At 67.4% G+C, this 24,020-nt stretch carries 22 protein-coding genes; 14 read left to right on the top strand and 8 right to left on the bottom strand.

The features are described from left to right. Positions 1 to 46: 46 nt before the first annotated feature. Positions 47 to 1,279 (bottom strand): phosphoglycerate dehydrogenase, encoded by a 1,233-nt coding sequence (serA, locus tag ABID97_RS07235; protein WP_354397849.1) that lies wholly within the window; start codon positions 1,277 to 1,279, stop codon positions 47 to 49. Between the two features lie 226 nt (positions 1,280 to 1,505). On the opposite strand from serA, the gene ugpB reads away from it, so the two are divergent. The 6 genes from ugpB to ABID97_RS07205 all read left to right on the top strand — a co-directional run bounded on the left by ugpB (position 1,506) and on the right by ABID97_RS07205 (position 9,057). Then, positions 1,506 to 2,816: a sn-glycerol-3-phosphate ABC transporter substrate-binding protein UgpB gene (gene ugpB / locus ABID97_RS07230; protein WP_354397848.1), complete on the top strand. Its 1,311-nt coding sequence runs from the start codon at positions 1,506 to 1,508 to the stop codon at positions 2,814 to 2,816. Between the two features lie 92 nt (positions 2,817 to 2,908). Beyond that, the gene (ugpA, locus tag ABID97_RS07225) at positions 2,909 to 3,790 is read left to right on the top strand and encodes a sn-glycerol-3-phosphate ABC transporter permease UgpA (protein WP_354397847.1); all 882 of its coding nucleotides are present in this window, start codon (positions 2,909 to 2,911) and stop codon (positions 3,788 to 3,790) included. 45 nt (positions 3,791 to 3,835) lie between these two features. After that, the gene (gene ugpE / locus ABID97_RS07220) at positions 3,836 to 4,684 is read left to right on the top strand and encodes a sn-glycerol-3-phosphate ABC transporter permease UgpE (RefSeq protein ID WP_354397846.1); all 849 of its coding nucleotides are present in this window, start codon (positions 3,836 to 3,838) and stop codon (positions 4,682 to 4,684) included. Between the two features lie 136 nt (positions 4,685 to 4,820). Beyond that, a complete protein-coding gene (gene ugpC / locus ABID97_RS07215; RefSeq protein ID WP_354397845.1) occupies positions 4,821 to 5,828 on the top strand; it encodes a sn-glycerol-3-phosphate ABC transporter ATP-binding protein UgpC in 1,008 nt (335 codons plus the stop codon). 3 nt (positions 5,829 to 5,831) lie between these two features. Then, a complete protein-coding gene (gene ugpQ / locus ABID97_RS07210; protein WP_354397844.1) occupies positions 5,832 to 6,578 on the top strand; it encodes a glycerophosphodiester phosphodiesterase in 747 nt (248 codons plus the stop codon). Between the two features lie 73 nt (positions 6,579 to 6,651). Then, positions 6,652 to 9,057, top strand: coding sequence for a DUF3772 domain-containing protein (locus ABID97_RS07205; protein WP_503012757.1), 2,406 nt, complete (start codon positions 6,652 to 6,654; stop codon positions 9,055 to 9,057). Positions 9,058 to 9,128: 71 nt separating this feature from the next. Here the strand turns inward: ABID97_RS07205 and ABID97_RS07200 are convergent, their stop codons facing one another. Then, positions 9,129 to 9,404 carry a hypothetical protein gene (locus ABID97_RS07200; protein ID WP_354397842.1) on the bottom strand — a complete coding sequence of 92 codons (276 nt, stop codon included), beginning with the start codon at positions 9,402 to 9,404 and terminating at the stop codon, positions 9,129 to 9,131. Positions 9,405 to 9,490: 86 nt separating this feature from the next. Here ABID97_RS07200 and hemA point away from each other — a divergent pair, with 86 nt between their 5' ends. The 8 genes from hemA to groL all read left to right on the top strand — a co-directional run bounded on the left by hemA (position 9,491) and on the right by groL (position 17,332). Then, on the top strand, positions 9,491 to 10,762 hold the full coding sequence (gene hemA / locus ABID97_RS07195) for a glutamyl-tRNA reductase (RefSeq protein WP_354397841.1): 1,272 nt from the start codon (positions 9,491 to 9,493) through the stop codon (positions 10,760 to 10,762). A 144-nt stretch (positions 10,763 to 10,906) separates the two neighbouring features. Continuing rightward, positions 10,907 to 11,995 carry a peptide chain release factor 1 gene (gene prfA / locus ABID97_RS07190; protein ID WP_354397840.1) on the top strand — a complete coding sequence of 363 codons (1,089 nt, stop codon included), beginning with the start codon at positions 10,907 to 10,909 and terminating at the stop codon, positions 11,993 to 11,995. After that, positions 11,992 to 12,846: a peptide chain release factor N(5)-glutamine methyltransferase gene (prmC, locus tag ABID97_RS07185; protein ID WP_354397839.1), complete on the top strand. Its 855-nt coding sequence runs from the start codon at positions 11,992 to 11,994 to the stop codon at positions 12,844 to 12,846. Before prfA ends, prmC begins: the two co-directional genes overlap by 4 nt. Positions 12,847 to 12,875: 29 nt before the next feature. Continuing rightward, positions 12,876 to 13,205, top strand: a complete 330-nt coding sequence (gene grxD / locus ABID97_RS07180) for a Grx4 family monothiol glutaredoxin (RefSeq protein WP_354397838.1) — start codon at positions 12,876 to 12,878, stop codon at positions 13,203 to 13,205. A 16-nt stretch (positions 13,206 to 13,221) separates the two neighbouring features. After that, positions 13,222 to 13,746, top strand: a complete 525-nt coding sequence (locus ABID97_RS07175; RefSeq protein WP_354397837.1) for a cupin domain-containing protein — start codon at positions 13,222 to 13,224, stop codon at positions 13,744 to 13,746. Positions 13,747 to 13,788: 42 nt separating this feature from the next. After that, on the top strand, positions 13,789 to 15,072 hold the full coding sequence (paeA, locus tag ABID97_RS07170) for a polyamine export protein PaeA (protein WP_354397836.1): 1,284 nt from the start codon (positions 13,789 to 13,791) through the stop codon (positions 15,070 to 15,072). Positions 15,073 to 15,301: 229 nt separating this feature from the next. After that, positions 15,302 to 15,595 carry a co-chaperone GroES gene (locus tag ABID97_RS07165; protein WP_307702566.1) on the top strand — a complete coding sequence of 98 codons (294 nt, stop codon included), beginning with the start codon at positions 15,302 to 15,304 and terminating at the stop codon, positions 15,593 to 15,595. 84 nt (positions 15,596 to 15,679) lie between these two features. Then, on the top strand, positions 15,680 to 17,332 hold the full coding sequence (gene groL, locus ABID97_RS07160; RefSeq protein ID WP_021005833.1) for a chaperonin GroEL: 1,653 nt from the start codon (positions 15,680 to 15,682) through the stop codon (positions 17,330 to 17,332). Between the two features lie 53 nt (positions 17,333 to 17,385). Here the strand turns inward: groL and xylB are convergent, their stop codons facing one another. The 6 genes from xylB to dalD form a co-directional block, all read right to left on the bottom strand. Continuing rightward, positions 17,386 to 18,870 carry a xylulokinase gene (xylB, locus tag ABID97_RS07155; protein ID WP_354397835.1) on the bottom strand — a complete coding sequence of 495 codons (1,485 nt, stop codon included), beginning with the start codon at positions 18,868 to 18,870 and terminating at the stop codon, positions 17,386 to 17,388. A gap of 16 nt (positions 18,871 to 18,886) precedes the next feature. Beyond that, positions 18,887 to 19,825, bottom strand: a complete 939-nt coding sequence (locus ABID97_RS07150; RefSeq protein ID WP_354397834.1) for an AraC family transcriptional regulator — start codon at positions 19,823 to 19,825, stop codon at positions 18,887 to 18,889. A 14-nt stretch (positions 19,826 to 19,839) separates the two neighbouring features. Further along, the gene (locus tag ABID97_RS07145; protein WP_354397833.1) at positions 19,840 to 20,808 is read right to left on the bottom strand and encodes a carbohydrate kinase family protein; all 969 of its coding nucleotides are present in this window, start codon (positions 20,806 to 20,808) and stop codon (positions 19,840 to 19,842) included. Between the two features lie 20 nt (positions 20,809 to 20,828). Then, the gene (locus ABID97_RS07140) at positions 20,829 to 21,500 is read right to left on the bottom strand and encodes a transaldolase family protein (protein ID WP_354397832.1); all 672 of its coding nucleotides are present in this window, start codon (positions 21,498 to 21,500) and stop codon (positions 20,829 to 20,831) included. A gap of 315 nt (positions 21,501 to 21,815) precedes the next feature. Next, positions 21,816 to 22,604: an L-iditol 2-dehydrogenase gene (locus ABID97_RS07135; protein ID WP_354397831.1), complete on the bottom strand. Its 789-nt coding sequence runs from the start codon at positions 22,602 to 22,604 to the stop codon at positions 21,816 to 21,818. Continuing rightward, positions 22,601 to 23,989: a D-arabinitol 4-dehydrogenase gene (dalD, locus tag ABID97_RS07130; protein ID WP_354397830.1), complete on the bottom strand. Its 1,389-nt coding sequence runs from the start codon at positions 23,987 to 23,989 to the stop codon at positions 22,601 to 22,603. The genes ABID97_RS07135 and dalD overlap by 4 nt, the downstream gene beginning before the upstream one ends. Positions 23,990 to 24,020: the final 31 nt, after the last annotated feature.

Below are 24,020 nucleotides of genomic sequence, written 5' to 3'. Positions count from 1 at the left end.
GGGTGGGGATTTTAGGCCAGCGCCCGGGGGTTTGCCCGGAGGTGCCTCAGAACAGCACGCGGCTGCGGATCGTCCCGTTCACCTTGGCCAGCTTTTCCAGCGCAAGGTCGGAGTACGCCGCATCGATGTCCATCACCACATAGCCGATCTTCTCGTTGGTCTGCAGGAACTGCGAGGAGATGTTGATGTTGTTGTCCGAGAAGATCTTGTTGATCTCCGACAGCACGCCCGGCACGTTGCGGTGGATGTGCAGCAGCCGGTGCTTGCCGGGGTGGGCCGGCAGCGCCACCTCGGGAAAGTTGACCGACGAGGTCGAGGTGCCGTTGTCGCTGTACTTCACCAGCTTTTCCGCCACCTCCAGGCCGATATTGGCCTGCGCCTCCATGGTCGAGCCGCCGATGTGGGGCGTGAGGAGCACGTTGTCCAGGCCGCGCAGCGGCGACTGGAACTCATCCTTGTTGGTGCGCGGCTCGACGGGGAAGACGTCGATCGCGGCGCCCAGCAGCTTCTTCTGCTTCAGCGCCTCGGCCAGCGGCTCGATCTTGACGACCGTGCCGCGCGAGGCGTTGATCAGGATCGAACCCGGCTTCATGGCGGCGATTTCCGCCTCGCCGATCATCCACTGCGTGGCCTGCGTCTCGGGCACGTGCAGGGTCACGATGTCGCTCTGGGCCAGCAGCTGGTGCAGCTCGCGCACCTGGCGCGCATTGCCCAGCGGCAGCTTGGTCACCACGTCGTAGAAGGCCACGTGCATGCCCAGCGCCTCGGCCAGCACCGACAACTGCGCGCCGATGGAGCCGTAGCCCACGATGCCCAGCGTCTTGCCGCGGATCTCGAAGGCGTTCTCGGCCGACTTGAGCCAGCCGCCGCGGTGGGCCACGGCGCTTTTCTCAGGCACGCCGCGCAGCAGCAGGATGGCTTCGGCCAGCACCAGTTCGGCCACCGAGCGGGTATTGGAATAAGGCGCGTTGAACACCGCCACGCCATGTTCGCGCGCGGCTTCCAGGTCGACCTGGTTGGTGCCGATGCAGAAGCAACCCGCTGCCACCAGCTTGTGGGCGGCCGCGAACACCTCGGCCGTCAATTGCGTGCGCGAACGGATGCCCAGGAAGTGGACGTCGGCGATCTTGGCCTTGAGCTCCGCGTCGGGCAGCGCGCCGGGCAGCGACTCGATGTTGGTGTAGCCCGCGCCGCGCAGCACCTCCACCGCCGAGGGGTGGATGCCCTCCAGCAAGAGGAACTTGATCCGGCTTTTTTCGAGGGAGGTTTTGCTGCTCATGACGTACTCTCGGAAGCCCCGGCCGCGGCAACAGGCTAGGCCGAAAAAGGCGAATGCGATGCTAGCATGCTGCGGCGCAACACGAGGGGACGCGCCCCGCCGGAAGCCTTGCGCCAAAGGGGTTTTCCCGATTGGAAGATGACAGCGGTCCGTGCGCCAATGTGACGCGGCTGTGTCATGCACATGCCCTAGCATCCGCGCTTTCATTTTCCCTTCAGGAGTCTTCATGCGATTCAAGACGCTCGCGCTGGCCTCGGCGCTGGCCGCCACGCTGTTCAACCCGGCCCAGGCCCAGACCGAGATCCAGTGGTGGCATTCCATGAGCGGCCCGCTCGGCGAATGGGTCAACGACCTCGCCAAGCAGTACAACGCCAGCCAGAAGGAATTCAAGGTCGTCGCGACCTACAAGGGCCAGTACGACGAATCGATGACTGCCGCGATCGCGGCCTTCCGCGCCGGCAATGCGCCGGACATCCTGCAGGTGTTCGAGGTCGGCACCGCCACCATGATGGCCTCCAAGGGCGCGATCAAGCCCGTGGGCGAGGTGATGAACTCGGGCGGTGCCAAGTTCGACCCCAGCGTCTACGTGCCCGCCGTGTCGGGCTACTACACCGCGCCCAATGGCCAGATGCTGAGCTTCCCGTTCAACAGCTCGACGACCATCTTCTATTACAACAAGGACGCCTTCAAGGCGGCCGGCCTGGACCCCGAGAAGGCGCCCACCACCTGGCCCGAAGTCATGGCCGCGGCCGACAAGCTCAAGGCCAGCGGCCACAAGTGCCCCTTCACCACCAGCTGGATGAGCTGGACCCAGCTCGAGAGCTTCTCGGCCTGGCACAACACGCTCTATGCGACGCAGAACAACGGCTTCGGCGGCACCTCGGCGCGCCTGGCCTTCAACTCGCCGCTGCACGTGAAGCACTTCGAGAACCTGGCCAGGATGTCGAAGGACGGCACCTTCGTCTACAAGGGCCGCAACAACACGGCCGACGCCGCCTTCCCCTCGGGCGAGTGCGCGATGATGACGGGCTCCTCCGGCCTGTACGCACGCGTGGCCAAGGACGCCAAGTTCAAGTACGGCATCTCCACCCTGCCCTACTACCCCGACGTGAAGGGCGCGCCCCAGAACACCGTGATCGGCGGCGCCAGCCTCTGGGTCATGTCCGGCAAGCCGGCCGACCACTACAAGGGCGTGGCCAACTTCTTCACCTTCCTGTCCGACACCAAGGTGCAGTCTGAAAGCCACAAGCGCACGGGCTACCTGCCCATCACCACGGCGGCCTACAAGCTGACGGACGCCTCGGGCTTCTACAAGGACAACCCCGGCACCGACGTGGCCGTGACGCAGATGATCCGCAAGACCACCGACAAGTCGCGCGGCGTGCGCCTGGGCAGCTTCGTGCAGATCCGGACCATCATCGACGAGGAAACCGAACAGATCTGGAACGGCAAGCGTTCCGCCAAGGAAGCCCTCGATGCCGCCGTCAAGCGCGGCAACGAGCAGCTCGAACGCTTCGAGAAGGCAAACAAGGGCTGAAGCCCCGATCGGCTCGGCGCCGAGTAGACTCGCCCGCCCGCCACTGCAAAGGCCGTGGGCGGGCGTTTCGTTTTTGAGGGATTCGAGGGGCTATGGAAAAACGCGTTCTATTCCGATCGGCATGGCTGCCATGGCTGCTGATCGCGCCGCAGATGGCGGTGATCCTGGTGTTCTTCTTCTGGCCCGCCAGCCAGGCGATCTGGCAGTCGATGCAGACCGAGGACGCCTTCGGCACCTCCACCGCCTTCGTGGGCCTTGAGAACTTCAAGACCCTGTTCGATGATCCGGCCTACATCGAGTCGTTCAAGGTCACCGCGCTGTTCTCCGTGCTGGTGGCCGGCATCGGCATCTCGATATCGCTGCTGCTGGCGATCTTTGCCGACCGCATCCTGCGCGGTTCGCTGTTCTACAAGACCTTCCTGATCATTCCGTACGCGGTGGCCCCGGCGATCGCGGGCGTGCTGTGGGTGTTCATGTTCTCGCCCAGCATCGGCGTCGTGAGCTATGGCCTGCGCAAGATGGGCATGGACTGGAACCACCTGCTCAATTCCAACCAGGCGCTGTCGCTGATCGTGGTGGCCGCGATCTGGAAGCAGATTTCCTACAACTTCCTGTTCTTCCTGGCCGGGCTGCAGTCGATTCCCAAGGCGCTGATCGAGGCCGCGGCCATCGATGGCGCCGGACCGCTGCGCCGCTTCATGACCATCCAGTTCCCGCTGCTGTCGCCCACCACCTTCTTCCTGCTGGTGATCAACGTGGTGTACGCCTTCTTCGACACCTTCGCGATCGTGCATGCCACCACCGAAGGCGGCCCGGGCCGCGACACCGCGATCCTGGTCTACAAGGTCTGGCACGACGGCTTCCGGGCGCTCGACCTGGGCGGCTCGGCCGCGCAATCGGTGGTGCTGATGGTGATCGTGGTCGTGCTCACGGTGATCCAGTTCCGCTACGTCGAAAAGAAGGTCCAGTACTGATGGCGCATCCTTTCTTCTCTGCTTTCTTCTTCCGGAGTACCCGCCATGATTGAACGCAGGCCCGGCCTCACCGTCCTGTCGCACGTGGTACTGATCCTGGGGATCGCCATCGTGGTCTTTCCGATCTACCTGGCCTTCGTCGCCTCGACCCACACGCGCGACGAGATCCTGCGCGTGCCAATGCCGCTCGTGCCTGGCACGCACATGGTCGAGAACTACACCGCGGCCCTGCTCGGCACCGAAACGCAGGGCGCGCGCGTGGTGGTGGGCCGGATGATGTGGATCAGCCTGGTCACGGCGCTGGTCATCAGCATCGGCAAGATCGCGATCTCGCTGCTCTCCGCCTTTGCCATCGTGTACTTCCGCTTTCCGTTCAAGAAGATCGTCTTCTGGATGATCTTCGTGACGCTGATGCTGCCGGTGGAGGTGCGCATCCTGCCCACCTACAAGGTCCTGGCCGACCTGAACATGCTCAACACCTACGCGGGCCTGACCATCCCGCTGATCGCCTCGGCCACGGCGACCTTCCTGTTCCGGCAGTTCTTTCTCTCGGTGCCCGACGAGCTGGTCGAGGCCGCGCGAATAGACGGCGCGGGGCCGATGCGCTTCTTCAAGGACATCCTGGTGCCGTTGTCGCAGACGTCGATCGCCGCGCTCTTCGTGATCCAGTTCATCTACGGCTGGAACCAGTACCTCTGGCCGCTCCTGGCCACCACCACCGAGGACATGTACCCGGTGGTCATCGGCATCAAGCGGATGATCGCCTCGGGCGACGCCGCGGTCGACTGGAACCTCGTGATGGCCACGGCCATTCTGGCGCTCATTCCGCCGGCCATCGTCGTGGTGCTGATGCAGCGCTGGTTCGTCAAGGGCCTGGTCGACACCGAGAAGTAGCCCACCTCCGAAGCGGCTCACTTCGTGTGGCCGCCTCCCCCTCCAGGGGGCAACACCGGCGGCCCGGCGAAGCCGGTTCCGCGGTGTTTCCCCGGACAGGCCTGCCAGCCACAACCCGATATTCAGAACAGACAACATGTCAGCCATTTCCTTTCGCAACGTCATCAAGCGCTACGGCAAGGGTGCCAAGGCCAACCAGGTCATCCACGGCGTTTCGGCCGAGGTGAACAAGGGCGAGTTCGTCGTCATCGTCGGGCCTTCGGGCTGCGGCAAGTCCACGCTGCTGCGCATGGTGGCGGGCCTGGAAGACATCTCGGCCGGCGACATCGCCATTGGCGGGCGCGTGGTGAACCTGCTCGAACCCTCCGAGCGCGACATCGCCATGGTGTTCCAGAACTACGCGCTCTACCCGCACATGAGCGTGTTCAAGAACATGGCCTATGGCCTGAAGATCGCCAAGCTGCCCACCGCAGAGATCAAGACGCGGGTCGACAAGGCCGCCAAGATCCTCGAACTCGGCCACCTGCTCGAGCGCAAGCCGCGCGAGCTGTCGGGCGGCCAGCGCCAGCGCGTGGCCATGGGCCGGGCCATCGTGCGCCAGCCGCAGGTGTTCCTGTTCGACGAGCCGCTGTCCAACCTGGACGCCAAGCTGCGCGCGCAGACCCGCCTGGAGATCCAGAAGCTGCACCGCGAACTCGGCATCACCTCGCTGTTCGTCACGCACGACCAGGTCGAGGCCATGACGCTGGCCCAGCGCATCATCGTGATGAACGGCGGCGTGATGGACCAGTTCGCAACGCCCGAGGAGGTGTACAACCGCCCCGCAACCACCTTCGTCGCGAGCTTCATCGGCTCGCCGCCGATGAACCTGCTGCACCATGCGCCGGGCGTGCGGCCCGGCCAGATCCTCGGCATCCGTCCCGAGCACATGAAGCTGGACGAAAGCGGCTGGACCGTGCAGGTCGAGTCGGTCGAACTGCTGGGCGCCGAGCGGCTGGTGTACGGCCGCATCGGCGAAGAGCAGATCATCATGCGCACCGACGAAAGCGACCATCCGCCGGTTGCGGGCGACACGGTCAAGATCGCGGCGCGCCAGGACAAGCTGCACTGGTTCGACGCCGGTTCCGGCAAGCGGGCAGACTGAAGAATGGCGGCGCTGAAACCCTGGCCCTACCCGCGCTGGATCGCCCACCGCGGCGCCGGCAAGCTGGCGCCGGAGAACACGCTGGCGGCCTTCAGGCTCGGCGCCGCGCACGGCTACCGCATGTTCGAGTGCGACGCCAAGCTCAGCGCCGACGGCGTGGCCTTCCTGATGCACGACGCCACGCTCGACCGCACCACCAGCGGCCAGGGCACCGGCGGCACGCAGCCCTGGAGCGCGCTCTCGCAGCTCGACGCGGGCAGCTGGCATTCGCGCGCCTTCGCGGGTGAGCCGCTCGCCACGCTGGAAAACCTTGCGCGCTACTGCCTGGCCAACGGCCATCTGCTCAACATCGAGATCAAGCCCACGCCCGGGACCGAGCGCGAAACCGGCGAAGCGGTGGCGCGGCTCGCGGCCCGGCTGTGGCAGGGCGCTGCCACGCCGCCTCTGCTCACGTCGTTCAAGGCCGAATCGCTGGCGGGAGCCCAGGCCGTCCAGCCCGAGCTGCCGCGCGGGTTGCTGCTCGATACGCTCCAGGACGGCTGGCTTGCGGCTGCGACCGGGCTCGACTGCGCCGCCGTCGTCTGCAACCACGCGCTCTGGAATGCCGCCACGGTGGCGCAGGTGCACGATGCCGGGATGCGCGCGCTGAGCTACACCGTCAACGACGAATGGGCCGCAGAGCGGCTGATCGTGCTCGGCACCGACGGCATCATCACCGACCGCGTCGACCTGTTCAGTCCCGCCGGTTGACCTCCGCAGCGGGCCGCGACGGCCTGACACACGCTGTCACGCGCCGCGCCGGGCCCCTGGAATGCTGCCTTCTATGATGGCAGCCATGAGTTTGATCCCACGCCTGATGGCCCTTTGCCTGGCCGCCATGCTGTCGTGCGGCCCTGCGATGGCACAGCCCGACAGCGGCACCAGCACCAGCAGCACCACCGCCACGGCCCCTGAACCCGAACCCACCGTCGCCGAGCTGCGCGAGCAGCTCACCAAGATCACCGCCGCGGCCGATTCCAGCGCGGACATGCGCAAGCTGCTGGCGCAGATCAGCGACATCGGCACGCAGGCTGACAAGTTCGTGGCGGCGCGCACCGGCGAGCTGGCCGACCTGAATGCGCGCCTCGGTGAACTCGGCAATCCGCCGGCCGCCGGTGCCACCGAAGATCCGGACATCACGCGCCAGCGCAGCCGGCTCACGAAGGAACGCAATGCGCTGGACGCGGACATCCGGCTGGCGCGCCTGCTGTCCATCGACGTGCGGCAGCGCGCCACCGAACTGGTGACGCAGCGCCGCGAACTCTTCGAGGCGCAGATCACCGAGCGGGCGGCCTCGCCGCTGACCGGCGAGTTCTGGACCGACCTGCAAGCCGCATGGCCGAACGACCTGGCGCGCTTCAAGGCGATGGTGGGCAGCCTGCGCGACGGACTCGCACAGGCCCTGCAGCAAGGCACGCGGGTCGCGGTGCTCGGGGCACTGGCCGTGGCCCTGCTGTTCGCGGTGCTGGGTACCTGGGTGGCCGAGCACCTGCTGACGCGCATCGCCGCACGGCTGCTGCCCGCGGGGCGGCTTCGGCGCTCGCTCCTGGTGATCGCGATCGTCGCGAGCCACGTGCTGCTGGTCGCGGCGGCGGCGCACGGCTTCGTGCGCGTGCTCGAGGAATACGCCACCTGGGAGCCGCAGGCGCGCAAGGCGATGCGCTCCATGGCGCAGGCGCTGGTGTTCATGGCCTTCGTGATCGGGCTGGGCCGCGGCCTCCTGGCCACCCGCCGGCCTTCGTGGCGGCTGCCGCCGATACCCGATGCCATGGCGGTCCGGTTGGCACCGCTGCCGTGGCTGGTGGCCGCGGTGGCTGCGCTGGCCTGGGCGCCGGTGGAGATCAATGCGCTGGTCGAAGCGAGCTTTGCGGCGGTGGTCGCCACCCACGTGCTCACCGCGCTGGTGCTCACCGCGCTGGTCGCCGCGGTGCTGCAGCGGCTGCGGCCCCTGCGCGCCGACACGCCCGACGCCGACCTGCCGGAGCGGCCGATGTGGGTGGGCCTGCTGGTGGCCTGCATCGGCATCCTGATGGTGGCGATATGGGTCCTGGTGGGCCTGGGCTACGTGGCGCTCGCGAGCTTCCTGGCCTCGCAGCTGACCTGGAGCGGCATCGTCGCGGCCGCGTTCTACGTGCTGTTCAAGTTTGCCGACGACGTCTTCATGGCTGGCGTGTCGTCGCGCAGCACCTTCGGCCAACGCCTGCAGAAGAGCTTCGGGTTCGCGCCGCAGACGCTCGACCAAGCCGCGACCGTGCTGTCCGGCCTGAGCCGCGTGGGGCTGTTCTTCTACATGCTGATTGCGCTCGCGGCGCCCCTGGGCACCGGGCCCAGCGAGGTGTTCCAGCGCAGCGGCAAGTTCGGCACCGGCGTGAAGGTCGGCGAGTTCCAGCTGGTGCCGGGCGCCATCCTGAGCGCCATCGCGGTGGCCGTGATCGGCTTCATCGTGCTCAGGGTCTTCAAGCGCTGGCTCTCGCGCAGCTACCTGCCCAGCACACAGTTCGAGCCCGGCATGCAGAGCTCGATCACCACGCTGCTCGGCTATGTCGGCGGCATCCTCGTGGTCGCGTTCTCCCTCTCGGCGCTGGGCATCGGCGTGGAGCGCATCGCATGGGTGGCCAGCGCGCTGTCGGTGGGCATCGGCTTCGGGCTGCAGGCGATCGTGCAGAACTTCATCTCGGGCCTCATCCTCCTGGCCGAGCAGCCGGTGAAGGTGGGCGACTGGGTGGTGCTGGGCACCACGGAGGGCGACGTGCGGCGCATCAACGTGCGCGCCACGGAGATCCAGCTCGGGGACCGCTCGACGGTGATCGTGCCCAACTCCGAGTTCATCACCAAGACCGTGCGCAACATGACGCTGACCAATGCGGAAGGACGGGTGCTCATCCGCCTGCCGATGCCGCTGACCACCGACGCGCAGCGCGTGCGCGACCTCATCCTGGAAGCCTGCCGCGCGCACGAGGGTGTGCTGGAAACCCCCGCCCCTTCACTCACGCTCGAAGGTGTCGAGGGCGGCCTGCTGATCTTCCAGGCGATTGCCTATGTGCCGAGCCCGCGGCTCGCGGGCGGGGTGCGCAGCGACCTGCTGTTCACGATTCTCGACCGCATGCGCGCGGAGCAGATCGAACTCGTGCCCTATGCGGCCATGCCACCGCCCGCCGTTGCCGGCCAGACCGGGCCGGTCGCCGCCTAGTTGCCGCATCCGCTCCCCGGACCCTGGGTTGGCTGAAGCAACATCCTGAAACGCGCTTCACCGACCGGCGCCTACCCTCGCCAGCCGCGGGACACGAGCCATTGGCTCGTGCCGCAGGCCAGCACCAGCGCCGCGTAGGCGCCCATCGTGCCGTCCCGACCCGACAGGACCAGCCCGCCCAGGAGCGCCAGCGCGCCGGCGCCGGAATTGACCGCCGCCTGGATCCACCAGGCGGGCGCACCCGCCTTCCGGGCCAGGCCTCCACCCGCCAATGCGCAGGCAAAGCCCACCGCCAGGGCGGGTGCCAGGAAGTTGAGCAGGTGGTTGAGGAGAGCCGGCAGGGACATGGGGTGGGGAAGCGGGTGAAGAGAAGCGAAAGCGGCCATACCCCTCGGCAGCCGCAGCGCTCCTGCTGATTTTATAATCAGCGGATATGTCAGTCTGGGCCCTCGGGTTGAACCACACGACCGCGCCGCTCGACCTGCGCGGCCGTTTCGCGTTCGCGCTCGACCAGCTGGCTCCCACGCTGCACAGCCTGCGCAACTCGTTCCCCACCGGCCGGCACCCCCAGGTCGAGGCCGCGATCATCTCGACCTGCAATCGCACCGAGATCTACTGCGCCGCCGAGCACGCGGCGCTGGAGCACACCGTGGGCTGGCTGGCCGAAAGCGGCGGCGTGGCGCCCGCCCTGCTGCGCTCGCATGCCTACACGCTGCAGGACGACGAGGCCGCGCGCCATGTGTTCCGCGTGGCCAGCGGGCTCGACTCCATGGTGCTCGGCGAGGCCCAGATCCTCGGCCAGATGAAGGACGCCGTGCGCGCGGCCGAGACCGCCGGCGCGCTCGGCAGCACGCTCAATCAGTTGTTCCAGCGCTCCTTCGCGGTCGCCAAGGAAGTGCGCACCGCCACCGAGATCGGCGCCCATTCCATCAGCATGGCGGCCGCGGCCGTGCGGCTGGCGGGCCAGCTGTTCGAAGATTTGCACCAGACGCGCGTGCTGTTCGTGGGCGCGGGCGAAATGATCGACCTGGCCGCCACGCACTTCGCGGCCAAGGACCCGAAGTCGATCGCGATTGCCAACCGCACGCTCGAACGCGGCGAAAAACTCGCCTCCCGCTTCGGCGGAGAAGCCATGCGGCTCGCCGACCTGCCGAACCGGCTGGCCGAGTTCGACATCGTGGTGAGTTGCACGGCCAGCACGCTGCCGATCATCGGGCTGGGCGCGGTCGAACGGGCGCTCAAGACGCGCAAGCACCGCCCGATGTTCATGGTCGACCTGGCCGTCCCGCGCGATATCGAGCTCGAGGTGAAGGCGCTCGAAGACATCTATCTCTACACGGTGGACGACCTTGCCCAGGTGGTGCAGCAGGGCCAGGCCAACCGCCAGGCCGCGGTGGCGCAGGCCGAGGTCATCATCGACGCCGGCGTGCAGAGCTTCATGCACTGGCTGGGCCAGCGTGGCACGGTGCCGCTGATTCAGCAGCTCAATGCCCAGACCGACGAGTGGCGCGCCGCCGAGATCGCACGCGCGCGCAAGCTGCTGGCCAAGGGCGAATCGGTCGATGCGGTGCTCGAAGCCATGGCGCGCGGGCTCACGCAAAAGATGCTGCACGGCGCGCTGGCCGAACTCCACGCGGGCGATGCGACCTCGCGCGAGCACACCGCGCAGACCATCTCGCGCCTGTTCCTGCGCAAAGAGCGTTAGCGACGCGAAGCCGGACTTCCGAACGCAGGAGTCGCCAAGGTTTCCGAGGGATCGCAAAGGGATTCCCGAACCATCCGGCTTCTTCTGCGCCTCTTGCGAAACCTTGGCGACTCTTGCTTCCAAGGGACCCGATCCCAGACCCCAGTGAAACCCTTTCTCCGCCATCAACTCGAACGCTACGCCGCACGCCTGGGCGAACTCGACTTCCTGCTTTCGCGCGAAGACATCATGAGCGACATGGCGCAGTACCGCACCATCTCGCGCGAGCATGCCGAGGTCACGCAGATCGCGGGCCGCTACGAGCGCTACAGGCAGCGCGAGGCCGACATCGCCGGCGCGAACGAGATGCTCGACGATCCCGACATGGCCGAGATGGCACGCGAAGAGATCGCAGGCGCCGAGGCCGAGCTGGTGCAGCTCGAGGAAGAACTGCAGCGCCTCCTGCTGCCCAAGGACCCCGACGACGCGCGCAATGCCTTCCTCGAAATCCGCGCCGGCACGGGCGGCGACGAATCGGCCCTGTTCGCGGGCGATCTGCTGCGCATGTACACGCGCTACTGCGAGCGCGCCGGCTGGCGCTGCGAGGTGGTGAGCGAAAGCGAAAGCGAGCTCGGCGGCTACAAGGAAGTGGTGATCCGCATCGTCGGCACCGACGTGTTCGGCCACCTGCGCTTCGAGTCGGGCGGGCACCGCGTGCAGCGCGTGCCGGCCACCGAAACCCAGGGCCGCATCCACACCAGCGCCTGCACAGTGGCCGTGCTTGCCGAGCCCGACGAAACCGTGGCGGTGCAGATCAACCCGGCCGACCTGCGCATCGACACCTACCGCGCGAGCGGTGCGGGCGGCCAGCACATCAACAAGACCGACTCGGCCGTGCGCATCACGCACATCCCCACGGGCATCGTGGCCGAATGCCAGGACGACCGCAGCCAGCACCGCAACAAGGCCAAGGCACTGCAGGTGCTCTCCGCACGCATCCAGGAAAAGGAGCGCAGCGAGCGCGCCGCCAAGGACGCCGCCATGCGCAAGGGGCTGATCGGCAGCGGCGACCGCTCGGACCGCATCCGCACCTACAACTTTCCGCAGGGCCGGCTCACCGACCACCGCATCAACCTCACGCTCTACAAGCTGCTCGCCATCATGGAAGGCGACCTGGGGGATGTGCTGGAGGCCCTGCGCGCGGCGCGAGAGGCCGAGCAGCTCGCCGAGCTGGAGTCGAGCCTGCCGGCATGACGCCCACGGCCCCGACCGCACCCGCCACCGTGGCGCAGGCCCTGGCTGCGGCCGTGGCGCGGGGCGTCGACCGGCTCGACGCCCAGTTGCTGCTGCTGCATGCGCTGGGGCGCGCGCCGCACGACCGTGCGTGGCTGCTGGCGCACGACACCGATGCCATCGCAGGCACGGCATGGGCAAGTCTGTCGGCGCAGCTGTCGCGCCGGCTGGCGGGGGAGCCGGTGGCGTACCTGCTCGGCGAAAAGGAATTTCACGGCCTCCGCCTGCACGTCGACGCGCGCGTGCTGGTGCCGCGCCCGGACACCGAGACGCTGGTCGACTGGGCCCTGCAATGCCTCGAAGGCCGCGAGAAGCCGCGCGTGCTCGACCTGGGCACCGGCAGCGGCGCCATCGCACTGGCGCTGCAGCATGCGCGGGCCGATGCCCGGGTCGACGCGGTCGATGCGAGTGCCGATGCACTGGCCGTCGCCAAGGCCAACGCCCAGCGCCTCCGGCTGCCGGTAGGTTTCAGCCAGGCCCACTGGCTCGATGGCGCCGCGAGCGGCTACGCCGTCATCGCCAGCAATCCGCCCTACATTGCCGCCGGCGATCCGCACCTGCCGGCGCTCCGGCACGAGCCCGCGTCCGCGCTGGTGGCCGGGGCCGACGGGCTCGACGACATCCGCCAGATCGTGCGGGACGGCCCCTCGCACCTTGCAGAAGGCGGCTGGCTGCTGCTCGAACACGGGCACGACCAGGCCCCGGCCGTGCGCCGGCTGCTCGAAGCGCGCGGGTTTGCCGAAGTCCAAAGCCGCGTCGACCTTGCCGGCATCCAGCGCTGCTCCGGCGGAGTCTGGCGCACGGTGAAATAATCCCCCCAGCCCACTTTTCAGGAGTCCCCATGTCCGACGCCCAGCAACGCATCGACGATCTCGTCAAATCCAACGAACTCGTGCTCTTCATGAAGGGGAATGCGAGCTTCCCGATGTGCGGTTTCTCCGGCCGCGCGATCCAGATCCTCAAGGCGGTCGGCGTCGACACCAAGACGCTCAAGACCGTCAACGTGCTCGAAGACGACGGCATCCGCCAGGGCATCAAGGAATACAGCAACTGGCCCACCATTCCCCAGCTCTACGTGAAGGGCGAATTCGTCGGCGGCTCGGACATCATGATGGAGATGTACGAGTCGGGCGAGCTGCAGCAGGTCCTGGGCGGCAGCAACCCGGCCTGAATTCCCGGCACGCCCCATGAGCCACGCGCACGGCCAGGACGGCCATTCGCACGACGGCCGTTCCCACGGCGGCGAGTCCGCGCCGGCCTGGAAGCACGACGGCGTGCGCGTGGTCGCGGCCAACCAGCTCGACACCAACACCGCACAGACGCCCGGCATGAACCGGGCGGCAGCGATCAACTTCGCGCGCGTGGGCGCGCAGAAGCTCTGGGCCGGCACCGTCACCATCCATGCCGACGCCAAGACCGGCGCCCACCACCACGGGCACCTCGAGTCGGTGATCTACGTGGTGCGCGGCCGGGCGCGCATGCGATGGGGCGAGAAGCTCGAGTTCACGGCCGAGGCCGGGCCGGGCGACTTCATCTACGTGCCACCCTACGTGCCGCACCAGGAAATCAACGCCAGCCCGACCGAGCCGCTCGAATGCGTGCTGTGCCGCAGCGACGGCGAGGCGGTCGCGGTCAATCTCGATATCGAGCCGGTGGAAAAACCGGAATCGGTGCTCTGGGTCGACCCCACGCATCCGCACGGCGGCGTCTAGCCCCCTCAGTCATGGCACGATGGCGCACTTCGACGTGCCGCCATGACCCTGACCCAAAGCCTGCTCATCATCGTGTTGCTGATCGCGATGAGCGCGTTCTTCTCGATTGCCGAAATCACCCTTGCCGCCTCGCGGCGCCTGCGCCTTCGCCAGATGGCCGACGATGGCGATGCGCGGGCGGAAAAAGTGCTGCGCGTGCAGGAGCAGCCCGGCCACTACTTCACCGTGGTGCAGATCGGCCTCAATGCCGTGGCGATTCTCGGCGGCGTGGTGGGCGAGGGCTCGCTCAGCCCGTACTTTGCGCGTTTCTTCGAGCACTGGATGAGCGTGGAGGCTTCGGGCAACCTGGCTTTCCTGTGCTCGTTCGTGATCGTCATCGCGGTGTTCCTGGTGTTCGCCGATCTCTTTCCCAAGCGGCTCGGCATGAGCAACCCGGAACGCATCGCGGTGCGCATGGTCGGGCCGATGCTGCTGCTGATCACCGCCTTCAAGCCGCTGGTGTGGCTGTTCACGCGCTCGACCGACATGCTCTTCAAGCTGCTCGGCATGCCGCTGGTGCGCGACGACAAGATCACCTCGGCCGACATCCTGGCCATGACCGAAGCCGGCGCGCTCGCGGGCGTGCTCGCGGTGCGCGAGCAGCAGGTGATCGCCAACGTGTTCGAGCTCGACACGCGGCTGGTCAGCAGCGTCATGACCGTGCGCGACAACATCGCCTGGTTCCTGCACGACGATCCCGAGTCGGTGCTGCGGGCGCGCATCATGGCGGAGCCTTTCTCGGCCTACCCGGTGTGCGACGGCGACATCGACCACGTGCTCGGCTATGTCGACGCGAAGGAGATGTTCCAGCGCGTGCTGGGCGGCCAGCCGCTGGCCTTCGACCAGGGCCTCACGCTGCACAAGGCGCTGGTCATCCCCGACCGGCTCTCGCTCACCGAGGTGCTCGAGCAGTTCCAGCAGGCGCGTGAAGACTTCGCGATCATCGTCAACGAATACAGCCTCGTGGTCGGCGTGATCACGCTCAACGACGTGATGAGCACGGTGATGGGCGACCTCGTCTCCACGCCCGACGAGGAACAGATCGTCAAGCGCGACGAAAACTCGTGGCTGATCGACGGCATCACGCCGATCCAGGACGTCCAGCGCGCGCTGCACATCGACGAGCTGCCCCATCCCGACGAATACGAGACGCTGGCAGGCTTTTTGATGGTGATGCTGCGCCGGGTGCCCAAGCGCACCGACAGCGTGAGCTGGGGCGGCTACACCTTCGAGGTGATGGACGTCGACAGCTACCGGATCGACCAGGTGATGGTGACGAAGACCTAGCGCCCCAAAAAGCACGATCGTGCAGTTCCCAGCCGCGCGCGGTCGGTTCCGGGTGGACCGGCAAGGAGCACCGCTGACGGCCACACCGCCGCACTTGAAACTCCCCCGTTTGCCCTTATCATTAGCACTCGCTGCAGATGAGTGCTAACAAGCCCTCGCCCAGTCGATGGGCCGCCGGCCTCCCCGATCGGTGCCCGACCACAACCCCGTTTCTTATTCAGGAGATGCAATGAAACTTCGTCCTTTGGCCGATCGCGTGATCGTCAAGCGTGTTGACAGCGAAACCAAGACCGCCTCTGGCATCGTCATCCCCGACGCAGCCGCCGAAAAGCCCGATCAGGGTGAAGTCCTGGCCGTGGGCCCCGGCAAGCGCACCGACAAGGGCGACCTGACCGCACTGACCGTCAAGGTCGGCGACCGCGTCCTGTTCGGCAAGTACAGCGGCCAGACCGTCAAGGTCGATGGCGACGAACTGCTGGTCATGAAGGAAGACGACCTCTTTGCGGTTGTCGAAGCGAAGTGATTTTGCGGGACAGACCAGGCAGGCGCGAAGCGGCTGACTGCTCTGTCCCCAAGTGATTAATAACTGATTTCGGAGTAATACAACATGGCAGCAAAAGACGTAGTCTTCGGCGGTGAAGCCCGCGCACGCATGGTCGAGGGTGTCAACATCCTGGCCAACGCAGTCAAGGTGACCCTGGGCCCCAAGGGCCGCAACGTGGTGCTCGAGCGCTCGTTCGGCGCCCCCACCGTCACCAAGGACGGCGTGTCGGTCGCCAAGGAAATCGAACTCAAGGACAAGCTCCAGAACATGGGCGCACAGCTCGTGAAGGAAGTGGCCTCCAAGACTTCGGACAACGCCGGTGACGGCACCACCACCGCGACCGTGCTGGCACAAGCCATCGTTCGCGAAGGTTTCAAGCTGGTGGCTGCCGGCATGAACCCGATGGACCTGAAGCGCGGCATCGACAAGGCTGTCACGGCCCTGGTCGCCGAGCTGAAGAAGGCTTCCAAGCCCACGACCACCTCGAAGGAAATCGCTCAAGTCGGCTCGATCTCGGCCAACAGCGACGAAACCATCGGCAAGCTCATCGCTGACGCGATGGACAAGGTCGGCAAGGAAGGCGTGATCACCGTCGAAGACGGCAAGTCGCTGGACAGCGAACTCGACGTCGTCGAAGGCATGCAGTTCGACCGCGGCTACCTGTCGCCCTACTTCATCAACAACCCCGAAAAGCAATCGGCGCTGCTCGACAACCCGTTCGTGCTGCTGTTCGACAAGAAGATCAGCAACATCCGCGACCTGCTCCCCACGCTGGAACAAGTCGCCAAGGCTGGCCGTCCCCTGCTGATCATTGCCGAAGAAGTCGAAGGCGAAGCCCTGGCTACGCTGGTCGTGAACACGATCCGCGGCATCCTGAAGGTCGTGGCTGTCAAGGCACCTGGCTTCGGCGACCGCCGCAAGGCCATGCTCGAAGACATCGCCATCCTGACGGGCGGCAAGGTCATCGCTGAAGAAGTGGGCCTGACGCTCGAAAAGGTGACGCTGGCCGACCTCGGCCAGGCCAAGCGCATCGAAGTGGGCAAGGAAAACACCATCATCATCGACGGTTCGGGCGCGGCGGCCGACATCGAAGCCCGCGTGAAGCAAGTGCGCGTGCAGATCGAAGAAGCCACGAGCGACTACGACCGTGAAAAGCTGCAAGAGCGCGTGGCCAAGCTGGCCGGCGGTGTTGCAGTGATCAAGGTCGGCGCCGCCACCGAAGTCGAGATGAAGGAAAAGAAGGCTCGCGTCGAAGACGCCCTGCACGCCACCCGCGCTGCAGTGGAAGAAGGCGTCGTGGCTGGCGGCGGCGTGGCTCTGCTGCGTGCCAAGCAAGCCGTGGGCGATTCGATCAAGGGCGACAACGCCGACCAGGACGCCGGCATCAAGCTGGTGCTCAAGGCCATCGAAGCTCCCCTGCGCGAAATCGTGAACAACGCCGGCGGCGAAGCCTCGGTGGTCGTGAACGCTGTGCTCGCAGGCAAGGGCAACTACGGCTTCAACGCCGCCAACGACACGTACGGCGACATGCTCGAACTGGGCATCCTGGACCCGACGAAGGTCACCCGCACCGCGCTGCAGAACGCAGCATCGGTGTCCTCGCTGCTGCTGACGACCGAAGCCATGGTCGCGGACGCACCGAAGGATGAAGCCGGTGCCGGTGGCGGCATGCCCGACATGGGCGGCATGGGTGGCATGGGCGGCATGGGCATGTAATGCCCGGCTGAGCACTGCTCACCAACCAGAAGGGCCGCGAAAGCGGCCCTTTTTCATTGCACGTCGGAATTGCTGAATTGGCGTTGCAATGCGGCGTACAGCCCCTGGAATCGTGCATGGCGAATCTTGTGCGCACCTGCTTGCTCGGCCGAGGGCGTCAGTTGCTGTTTGACGGGCGGCAGCGTGCACACCTCGGCCACGGTGCCGCCGTCGGCCAGCCAGGCCAGGCGCGCCGCACCCAGCGCACCGCCCGTCTCGCTGCCCGCATAGAGCGTGAGCGGCAGCTGGAAGATGTCGGCCAGCAACTGGCCCCACCACGCGCTGCGAGCGCCGCCGCCCACCAGCGCGACTTCGCGCAGCGGCATGCCGGCCGGCAGGCGCAGGGTGTCGAAGCCGTCGCGCAGGCCGCAGCTCACGCCCTCGACCACGGCATAGGCGATCTCCGCCGGGCCATGCGCATGCGTCAATCCGAACAGCACGCCCTGCGCATGGGGGTTGTTGTGCGGCGAACGCTCACCCGACAGGTAGGGCAGGAACAACGGGCAGCGCTCGCGCTGCGCCGTCTCGACCGATGCGGCCGCTTCGAGCAGCGCAGCCTCGTCGGCAAACCTGAATGCCTTGGCAGCCCAGCTCACCGCGCTCGCGGCCGAGAGCATCACCGACATCTGGTGCCAGCGCTTCGGCAGTGCATGGCAAAAGGCATGCATCGCCTGCGCCGGGTTCGGAAGAAAGCGGTCGGTCGATACGAACACCACGCCCGATGTGCCGAGCGAGACGAAGCCCTGCCCCGGCTCGACAAGCCCCATGCCGACGGCGCTCGCGGCGTTGTCGCCCGCGCCGCCTGCAATCAGCACGGTCCCGTTGCCAACGCCCCAGCGCGCCGCAAGTTCGGGCTTGAGCTGCGCCGACACCTCGCTGCCTTCGACCAGCCGCGGCATGTGGTCGCGCGTGAGACCCGTGGCGGCGAGCAGCTCGTCGGACCAGTCGCGCGCGCCCACGTCGAGCCACAGCGTGCCGGCGGCGTCGGACATCTCGCTGACCGCCTCGCCGCTGAGCATGAAGCGCAGCCAGTCCTTCGGCAACAGCACGCGCGCGGTGCGCTTGAAGATGTCAGGCTCGTGTTCGCGCACCCACAGCAGCTTGGGCGCGGTGAATCCCGGCATCGCCAGGTTGCCCGCGATCTCTCCCAGGCGCGGCACGGCCCGGGTGATCGCCTCGCACTGCGCGCCGCTGCGCCCGTCGTTCCAGAGGATGGCGGGCCGCAGCACCGCGCCCGCCGCATCGAGCAGCGTGGCGCCGTGCATCTGGCCCGAGAGGCCGATGGCGCGCACGGCGGCGAGCGCGCCGGCATGCGCCTGCCGCAGCTCGGCCATGACCTGTTCCAGCGCCTGCCACCATTGGCTCGGCGACTGTTCCGACCAGAGCGGTTGCGGCCGGTCGACCGTGAGCGGCGCGCGCGCCACGCCGACGATGCGGTGATCGCCTGCGAGCAGCAGCGCCTTGAGCTCGGAGGTGCCGAGGTCGAGTCCCAGATACAAGTGGGTGCTCCTTGGTTCAGCCGAAGCGCGTGTCGGCCTGGCGTCGGAACTCGCTGGGCGTCATGCCCTTGATTTCGAGAAAGCGCCGGTTGAAATTGGCGACGTTGTTGAAGCCCACCTGGTAGCAGATGTCGGTGACGTAGTGGTCGGTCTGCATGAGCAGGTGGCAGGCACTGTTGATGCGCACGCGGTTGACGAAATCGGTGAAGCTGTTGCCGGTGGAGCGCCGGAAGAAGCGGCTGAAGCGGCTCTCACTCATGCCGAGCTCGGCCGCCACGTCGGACATCGAGATCGAGTCCGCGAGGTTGGCCGTGAGGCGGTTGACGATTTCGTTGATCTGGTCGACCTGCGCGTCGCCGTCGGCGCCTTGCGCGCCCTGCATCTGCACGCTCGACAACAGCCGGTAGTCGGTGCATTGCGCAAGGTCGGCCATGAATTCCAGGAACAGCCCGAGCCGGCGTGTGCCGCGCGCGGCCTTGATGCTGTCCCAGTGCGATTGCGCCTGCTGCGACATGCCGAAGAACTCGATGCCGTGCCGCGCCCGCTCGAACAGCTGCATCACCTCGCGCAGTTCGGGAATCTCCGCTGCCGCGCGTTCGATGGGCTCGTGGCGGAACTGAATCACGCGGTCTCGCCCTGCTGCGCCGCCTTCGGGCACGTCGAGCGAGATCCAGTTGTGCGGCAGGCGGGGCCCGCAGAGCACCAGGTGCCCGGGCTGGAACGGCCCGATCCAGTCGCCGATGAAGGCCTTGCCCGAGGTCTCGGTGATCAGGTGCAGCTCGTAGTCCTCATGGAAATGCCATCGCACCAGCGGGCTCGGGAAGCCGTGCGCAAGGCAGCGCACCAGGCCGGTTTCAGGAGCTTCGTAGCCCAGTGACGGAGAGCGCGCGATGTCGCGCTCCAGTTCGGGCTGGCGCTGGCGCGGGATCGCGCGTTTGCGGCTGGTCGTGGTCATGGCAGCACGGGATTTCAGGACCGGGACAGGACCGGCCCGTGGTCTTGCTGCGCGAGCGCGGCGCGCACCGCTTCGAGCGTGGGTGGATCGGCCCCTTCGCGGGTGCAGTTCAACGCGGCGGCCGTGGCCGCGAAGCCCATCACCTCGCGCCAGGTCTCGTCCGCCAGCTGGCCGAGCTGCGCCGGATGGTCGACGCCCTGCGCCAGCAGCGCGACCGACAGCCCCGCCGTGAAAGTGTCGCCCGCGCCGATGGTGTCGACCACCTGGACGCGCGGCGCAGCGACGGTGAGCGGCTCGTGCCCCGTGCGCCAGAGCGTGGCCCCCGCGCCGCCGCGCGTGACGATGACCGCATGCGCGCCGGCTTGCAGGCACTCCGCGGCCAGCGCATCGACCGGCCGGCCGGGCGCCAGCAGCTCGGCGTCTTCATCGCTGAGCTTGACGAGGTCGGCCATGGCCAGCCAGTCCATGACACGCACGCGATACGCCGCCATGTCGGGAATGAGGCTGGGCCGGACGTTGGGATCGAACACGATCACACGGCGCCCGGCATTGGCCGTGACCAGCTCGGCGATGCGCGTGGCCGCGGGTTCCTGCAGCAGCGAGATGGAACCGAAATGAAGAAAGCGGCAGTCCGCGGGCAGCTGCGGCAGCGGCTCGGGCGCCCAGGTCGCGTCGGCGCTGCCGCGGGTGTAGAACGCGTAGCGGTTGGTCTGCGGCGTGCGCTCGACAAAGGCCAGGGTCGAGGGCGCATCGCTGCGCAGGATGTAGCTGGTGTCCACCCCGTTGCGTTCGAGAAAACACAGCAGCCGTTCGCCGAACAGGTCGTTCGACAGCTGCGTGAGAAAGCCGGTCGGCTCGCCCAGCCGCGCGCAGGCCACGGCCGTGTTGAGCGGCGAGCCGCCTTCGTGGCCCAGGAATGCGAGCGTGCCGGGCTCGCTGGCGGTGAAATCGATCAGGGCTTCGCCCGTGAGTGCAATGCGCATGGTTCTCGGATTCTCTTCTTTCAGGACAAGGCGCGCGCGTCGGCCAGGAAGCCGCGCTCCGCGGCCAGCGTGGCGGGATGGTCGAGCAGTTCGGCCAACAGGCGCGGCGGAATCGTGATGGCCCGCACGCCCAGTTCCAGCAACGAAAGATACGCCTCGCGCGAGCGGACGCTGGCGACCAGGAGGCGTGTGCCGGACGAAGGCCGCTGGGAGACCAGGGCCTGCATCCGGGCGATCAACGCGAGTCCGTCGATGCCGACATCTTCGAGCCGCCCGAGGTAAGGCGCCGCATAGGCCGCGCCGAGCTGCGACGCGAAGTGCGCCTGTTCGGGCGCGTACACCGCGGTCCATGTCACCGGCACGCCTTGCGCGATGAGCCTTGCACCGGCATCCAGCCCTTGGCGCGTGGCGGGAATCTTGACGACCAGTTGGCCCGGGTCGAAGTGCGACAGCAAGGCGCGCGCGTCTTCGAGCATGCCGTCGACCTCGCTCTCATGCACCTGCGCCTGCACCTGGCGGGCGCCCAGGTCGATGCAGCGCTTGAGCAAGCCCGGCAATTCGCCCCGGCCGATGCCGGCGCGCCGCAGCAGCGTGGGATTGGTCGTCACGCCGTGCACGACCGGATGCGGGAGGCAGGTCTTCAGCTCTGCCAGGTCGGCGCTGTCCAGGTAGAGGTGGAAATCTTGATTCATGGATGGGTTGCTTCAAAAGCAGCAGTGTGTTCAGGGCGCGTGCACAGGCCACCGGGTACTCCCCTCCGCGAATGTCCCCCGCCTTCTGCTCCACCTTTATTTCGCTGCGGGGAGCACCCGGCGCCCTGCGCACACCGGGCGCGGCTCTCGTGCTCGCCGATCAACCGGTGCTCTGCCCAACGCACCCGCTGGCGGGGTGCCTTGCGCAGCGAAATAAAGGAGGAGGCCGCAGGCCGGGGGACGTTCGCGGAGAAAGGTACCCCGTCGGCGGGAGCGCGCCCTGAACGCGGCACCTCATGCACAGCAAACTTCATCTCAGCTCATCACATTGCCACCATCGACATTCAAGGTCTGCGCCGTGATGTAGCGCGCCTCGTCGCTGGCAAGGAACACCGCCGCCCCCGCGATGTCGCTGGGCAGCCCCATGCGGCCGAGCGGCACCTCCAGGCCCACGCGGCGCTTCTTCTCTCCCGGCGGCAAGCCTTCGGCCTTGGCGAAGAGGCTGTCGACATGGTCCCACATCGGCGTGTCGACCACGCCCGGTGCAATGCCGTTGACGCGAATGCCGTGCGGCGCCATGGCCAGCGCGGCGCTCTGGGTGTAGCTGATCACCGCCGCCTTGGTCGCGCAGTAGTGCGACACCAGCGCTTCGCCGCGGCGCCCGGCCTGCGACGCCATGTTGATGACCGAGGCACCCTGGGCGCCGGTCTCGACCATGTGGCGCAGCACGGCCTGCATCACGAAGAACATGCCCTTTACGTTGACCGCGAACAGCCTGTCGAACGAAGCCTCGTCGCTGTCGAGCAGCGGCGCCAGGTCGAACACGGCTGCGTTGTTGAACAGCGTGTGGACCGGCCCGAACGCGACCTGCGCCTCGGCCAGCATGTGCGCGATGGCCTGCGTGTCGGTCACGTCGGCCGCAATGTAGGCGAGCTTGTCGGGATGGCCTTGCTGCAGCGCACGCACGGCGTCGGGCGCCGCCGTTGCACGGTCGATCACGCTGCAGCGCGCACCTTCCGCCATACAGGCCTCGGCCACGGCCAGGCCGATGCCGCCGCCCGCGCCGGTCAGCAGCACGTGGCGGTTCTTCAGACGTTCGCTCATACCTTTGTTCCCCCATTCACAAGATTCTTCACCCGCGCGCTCGCACCGCGCACGGCATCGACCAGCCGCGCATCGCCCGCGACAGGGCCCCAAAGTCCGGCGTCCGAGCACAGCGCGAGCACCGGATCGGCCGCGCCGCAGATCGCACGCGCCACCGCCTCGTCCATGCCCTGGTCCTGGTACGCATAGGGCAGTGCCCCGCGATGCCAGAGCTGCAGGAAGGCGAGGAACAGCGCGGGCAGCATGGCGACGCTCGAGATCGGCTGACCCGCAGCGAGCCGCTCGCGTACCGTGGGCGCGATGAAGCCCGGGATCTTCGAGAACCCGTCGGCCGCGACCCGCTGGTTGGTGTCGCGGATCGCGGGATTGCCGAAGCGCTCGAGCACCACGTCGCGATACGCCGCAAGATCGATCGGGCTCGGACTGAGGCACGGGATGACGTCGTCGGTCACGTAGTCGAAGGCCACCTTGCGGATCGCGGCGTGGTGCGTGCCCTCGTGGATGAAGCCCAGCCCGGCCAGCGTGCCGGCCCAGGCGATGCAGCTGTGCGTGGCATTGAGGATGCGGATCTTGGCTTCTTCATAGGGCTGCACCGATGCGACCAGTTCCACGCCCACGCGCGCCCAGTCGGGTCGGCCGGCCGCGAAGTTGTCTTCGATCACCCACTGGATGAAGCTCTCGCCGGTGATCGCGGCCGCATCGTCGCGGCCCGTGGCGGCCTGCACGCGCGCGCGCAGTTCGGGCGGCGGGCGGGGCGTGATGCGGTCCACCATCGCGTTGGGGCAGGCGGTGTTCGCCTGCACCCATGCGAGCAGATCGGCGTCTCCTGCGCGCTCGATGAATTGGAGCAGCCCGGCACGGAAACGATCGCCGTTGTGGCGCAGGTTGTCGCAGTTCAGCAGCGTCACGGCGCCGGCCTGCGCGGCCTTGCGCGCGCGCAGGATCGCGCAGACGGCGCCGTAGATGGTCACGCCTTCGCCGCCCGGCTCGCTGCGGCGCGCGCGCTCGATGTCGGCCGACAGGTCGGCGAACGTCAGGTCCAGCTTGCCCTTCGTGTCGAGGTAATAGCCCGCCTCGGTCACGGTGAAGGACACGATGCGCGTGGACGGCGCCGCACCGCGTGCGATCACCGCGGACAGCGAGGGCTCCCAAGCCAGCACTTCGCGGATGGCTTCGATCTCTTCGTAGCGGTACTCGCCCGCGGGCGACACGGTTTCGAGCGTGTAGCGCCCGCCCTGCGCCTGCAGGGCGGCAACCACATCGGCCATGTCGGGCCGGATGTTAGCGCCCGACAGCGACCAGCGGGTGTCGCCCGCATCGATCAGGCGCTGGAGGTAGACGGCCTGGTGGGCCCGATGGAAGGAGCCGAGGCCGAGGTGGAGCACCGTGAACTCCGAAGGAGCCGGTGGAGAAGGC

Source organism: Variovorax sp. OAS795, from assembly GCF_040546685.1.
GTDB lineage: Bacteria > Pseudomonadota > Gammaproteobacteria > Burkholderiales > Burkholderiaceae_C > Variovorax.
The sequence above is the reverse complement of the archived record's forward strand: the minus strand, read 5'-3'. Positions and strand labels throughout refer to the sequence as shown.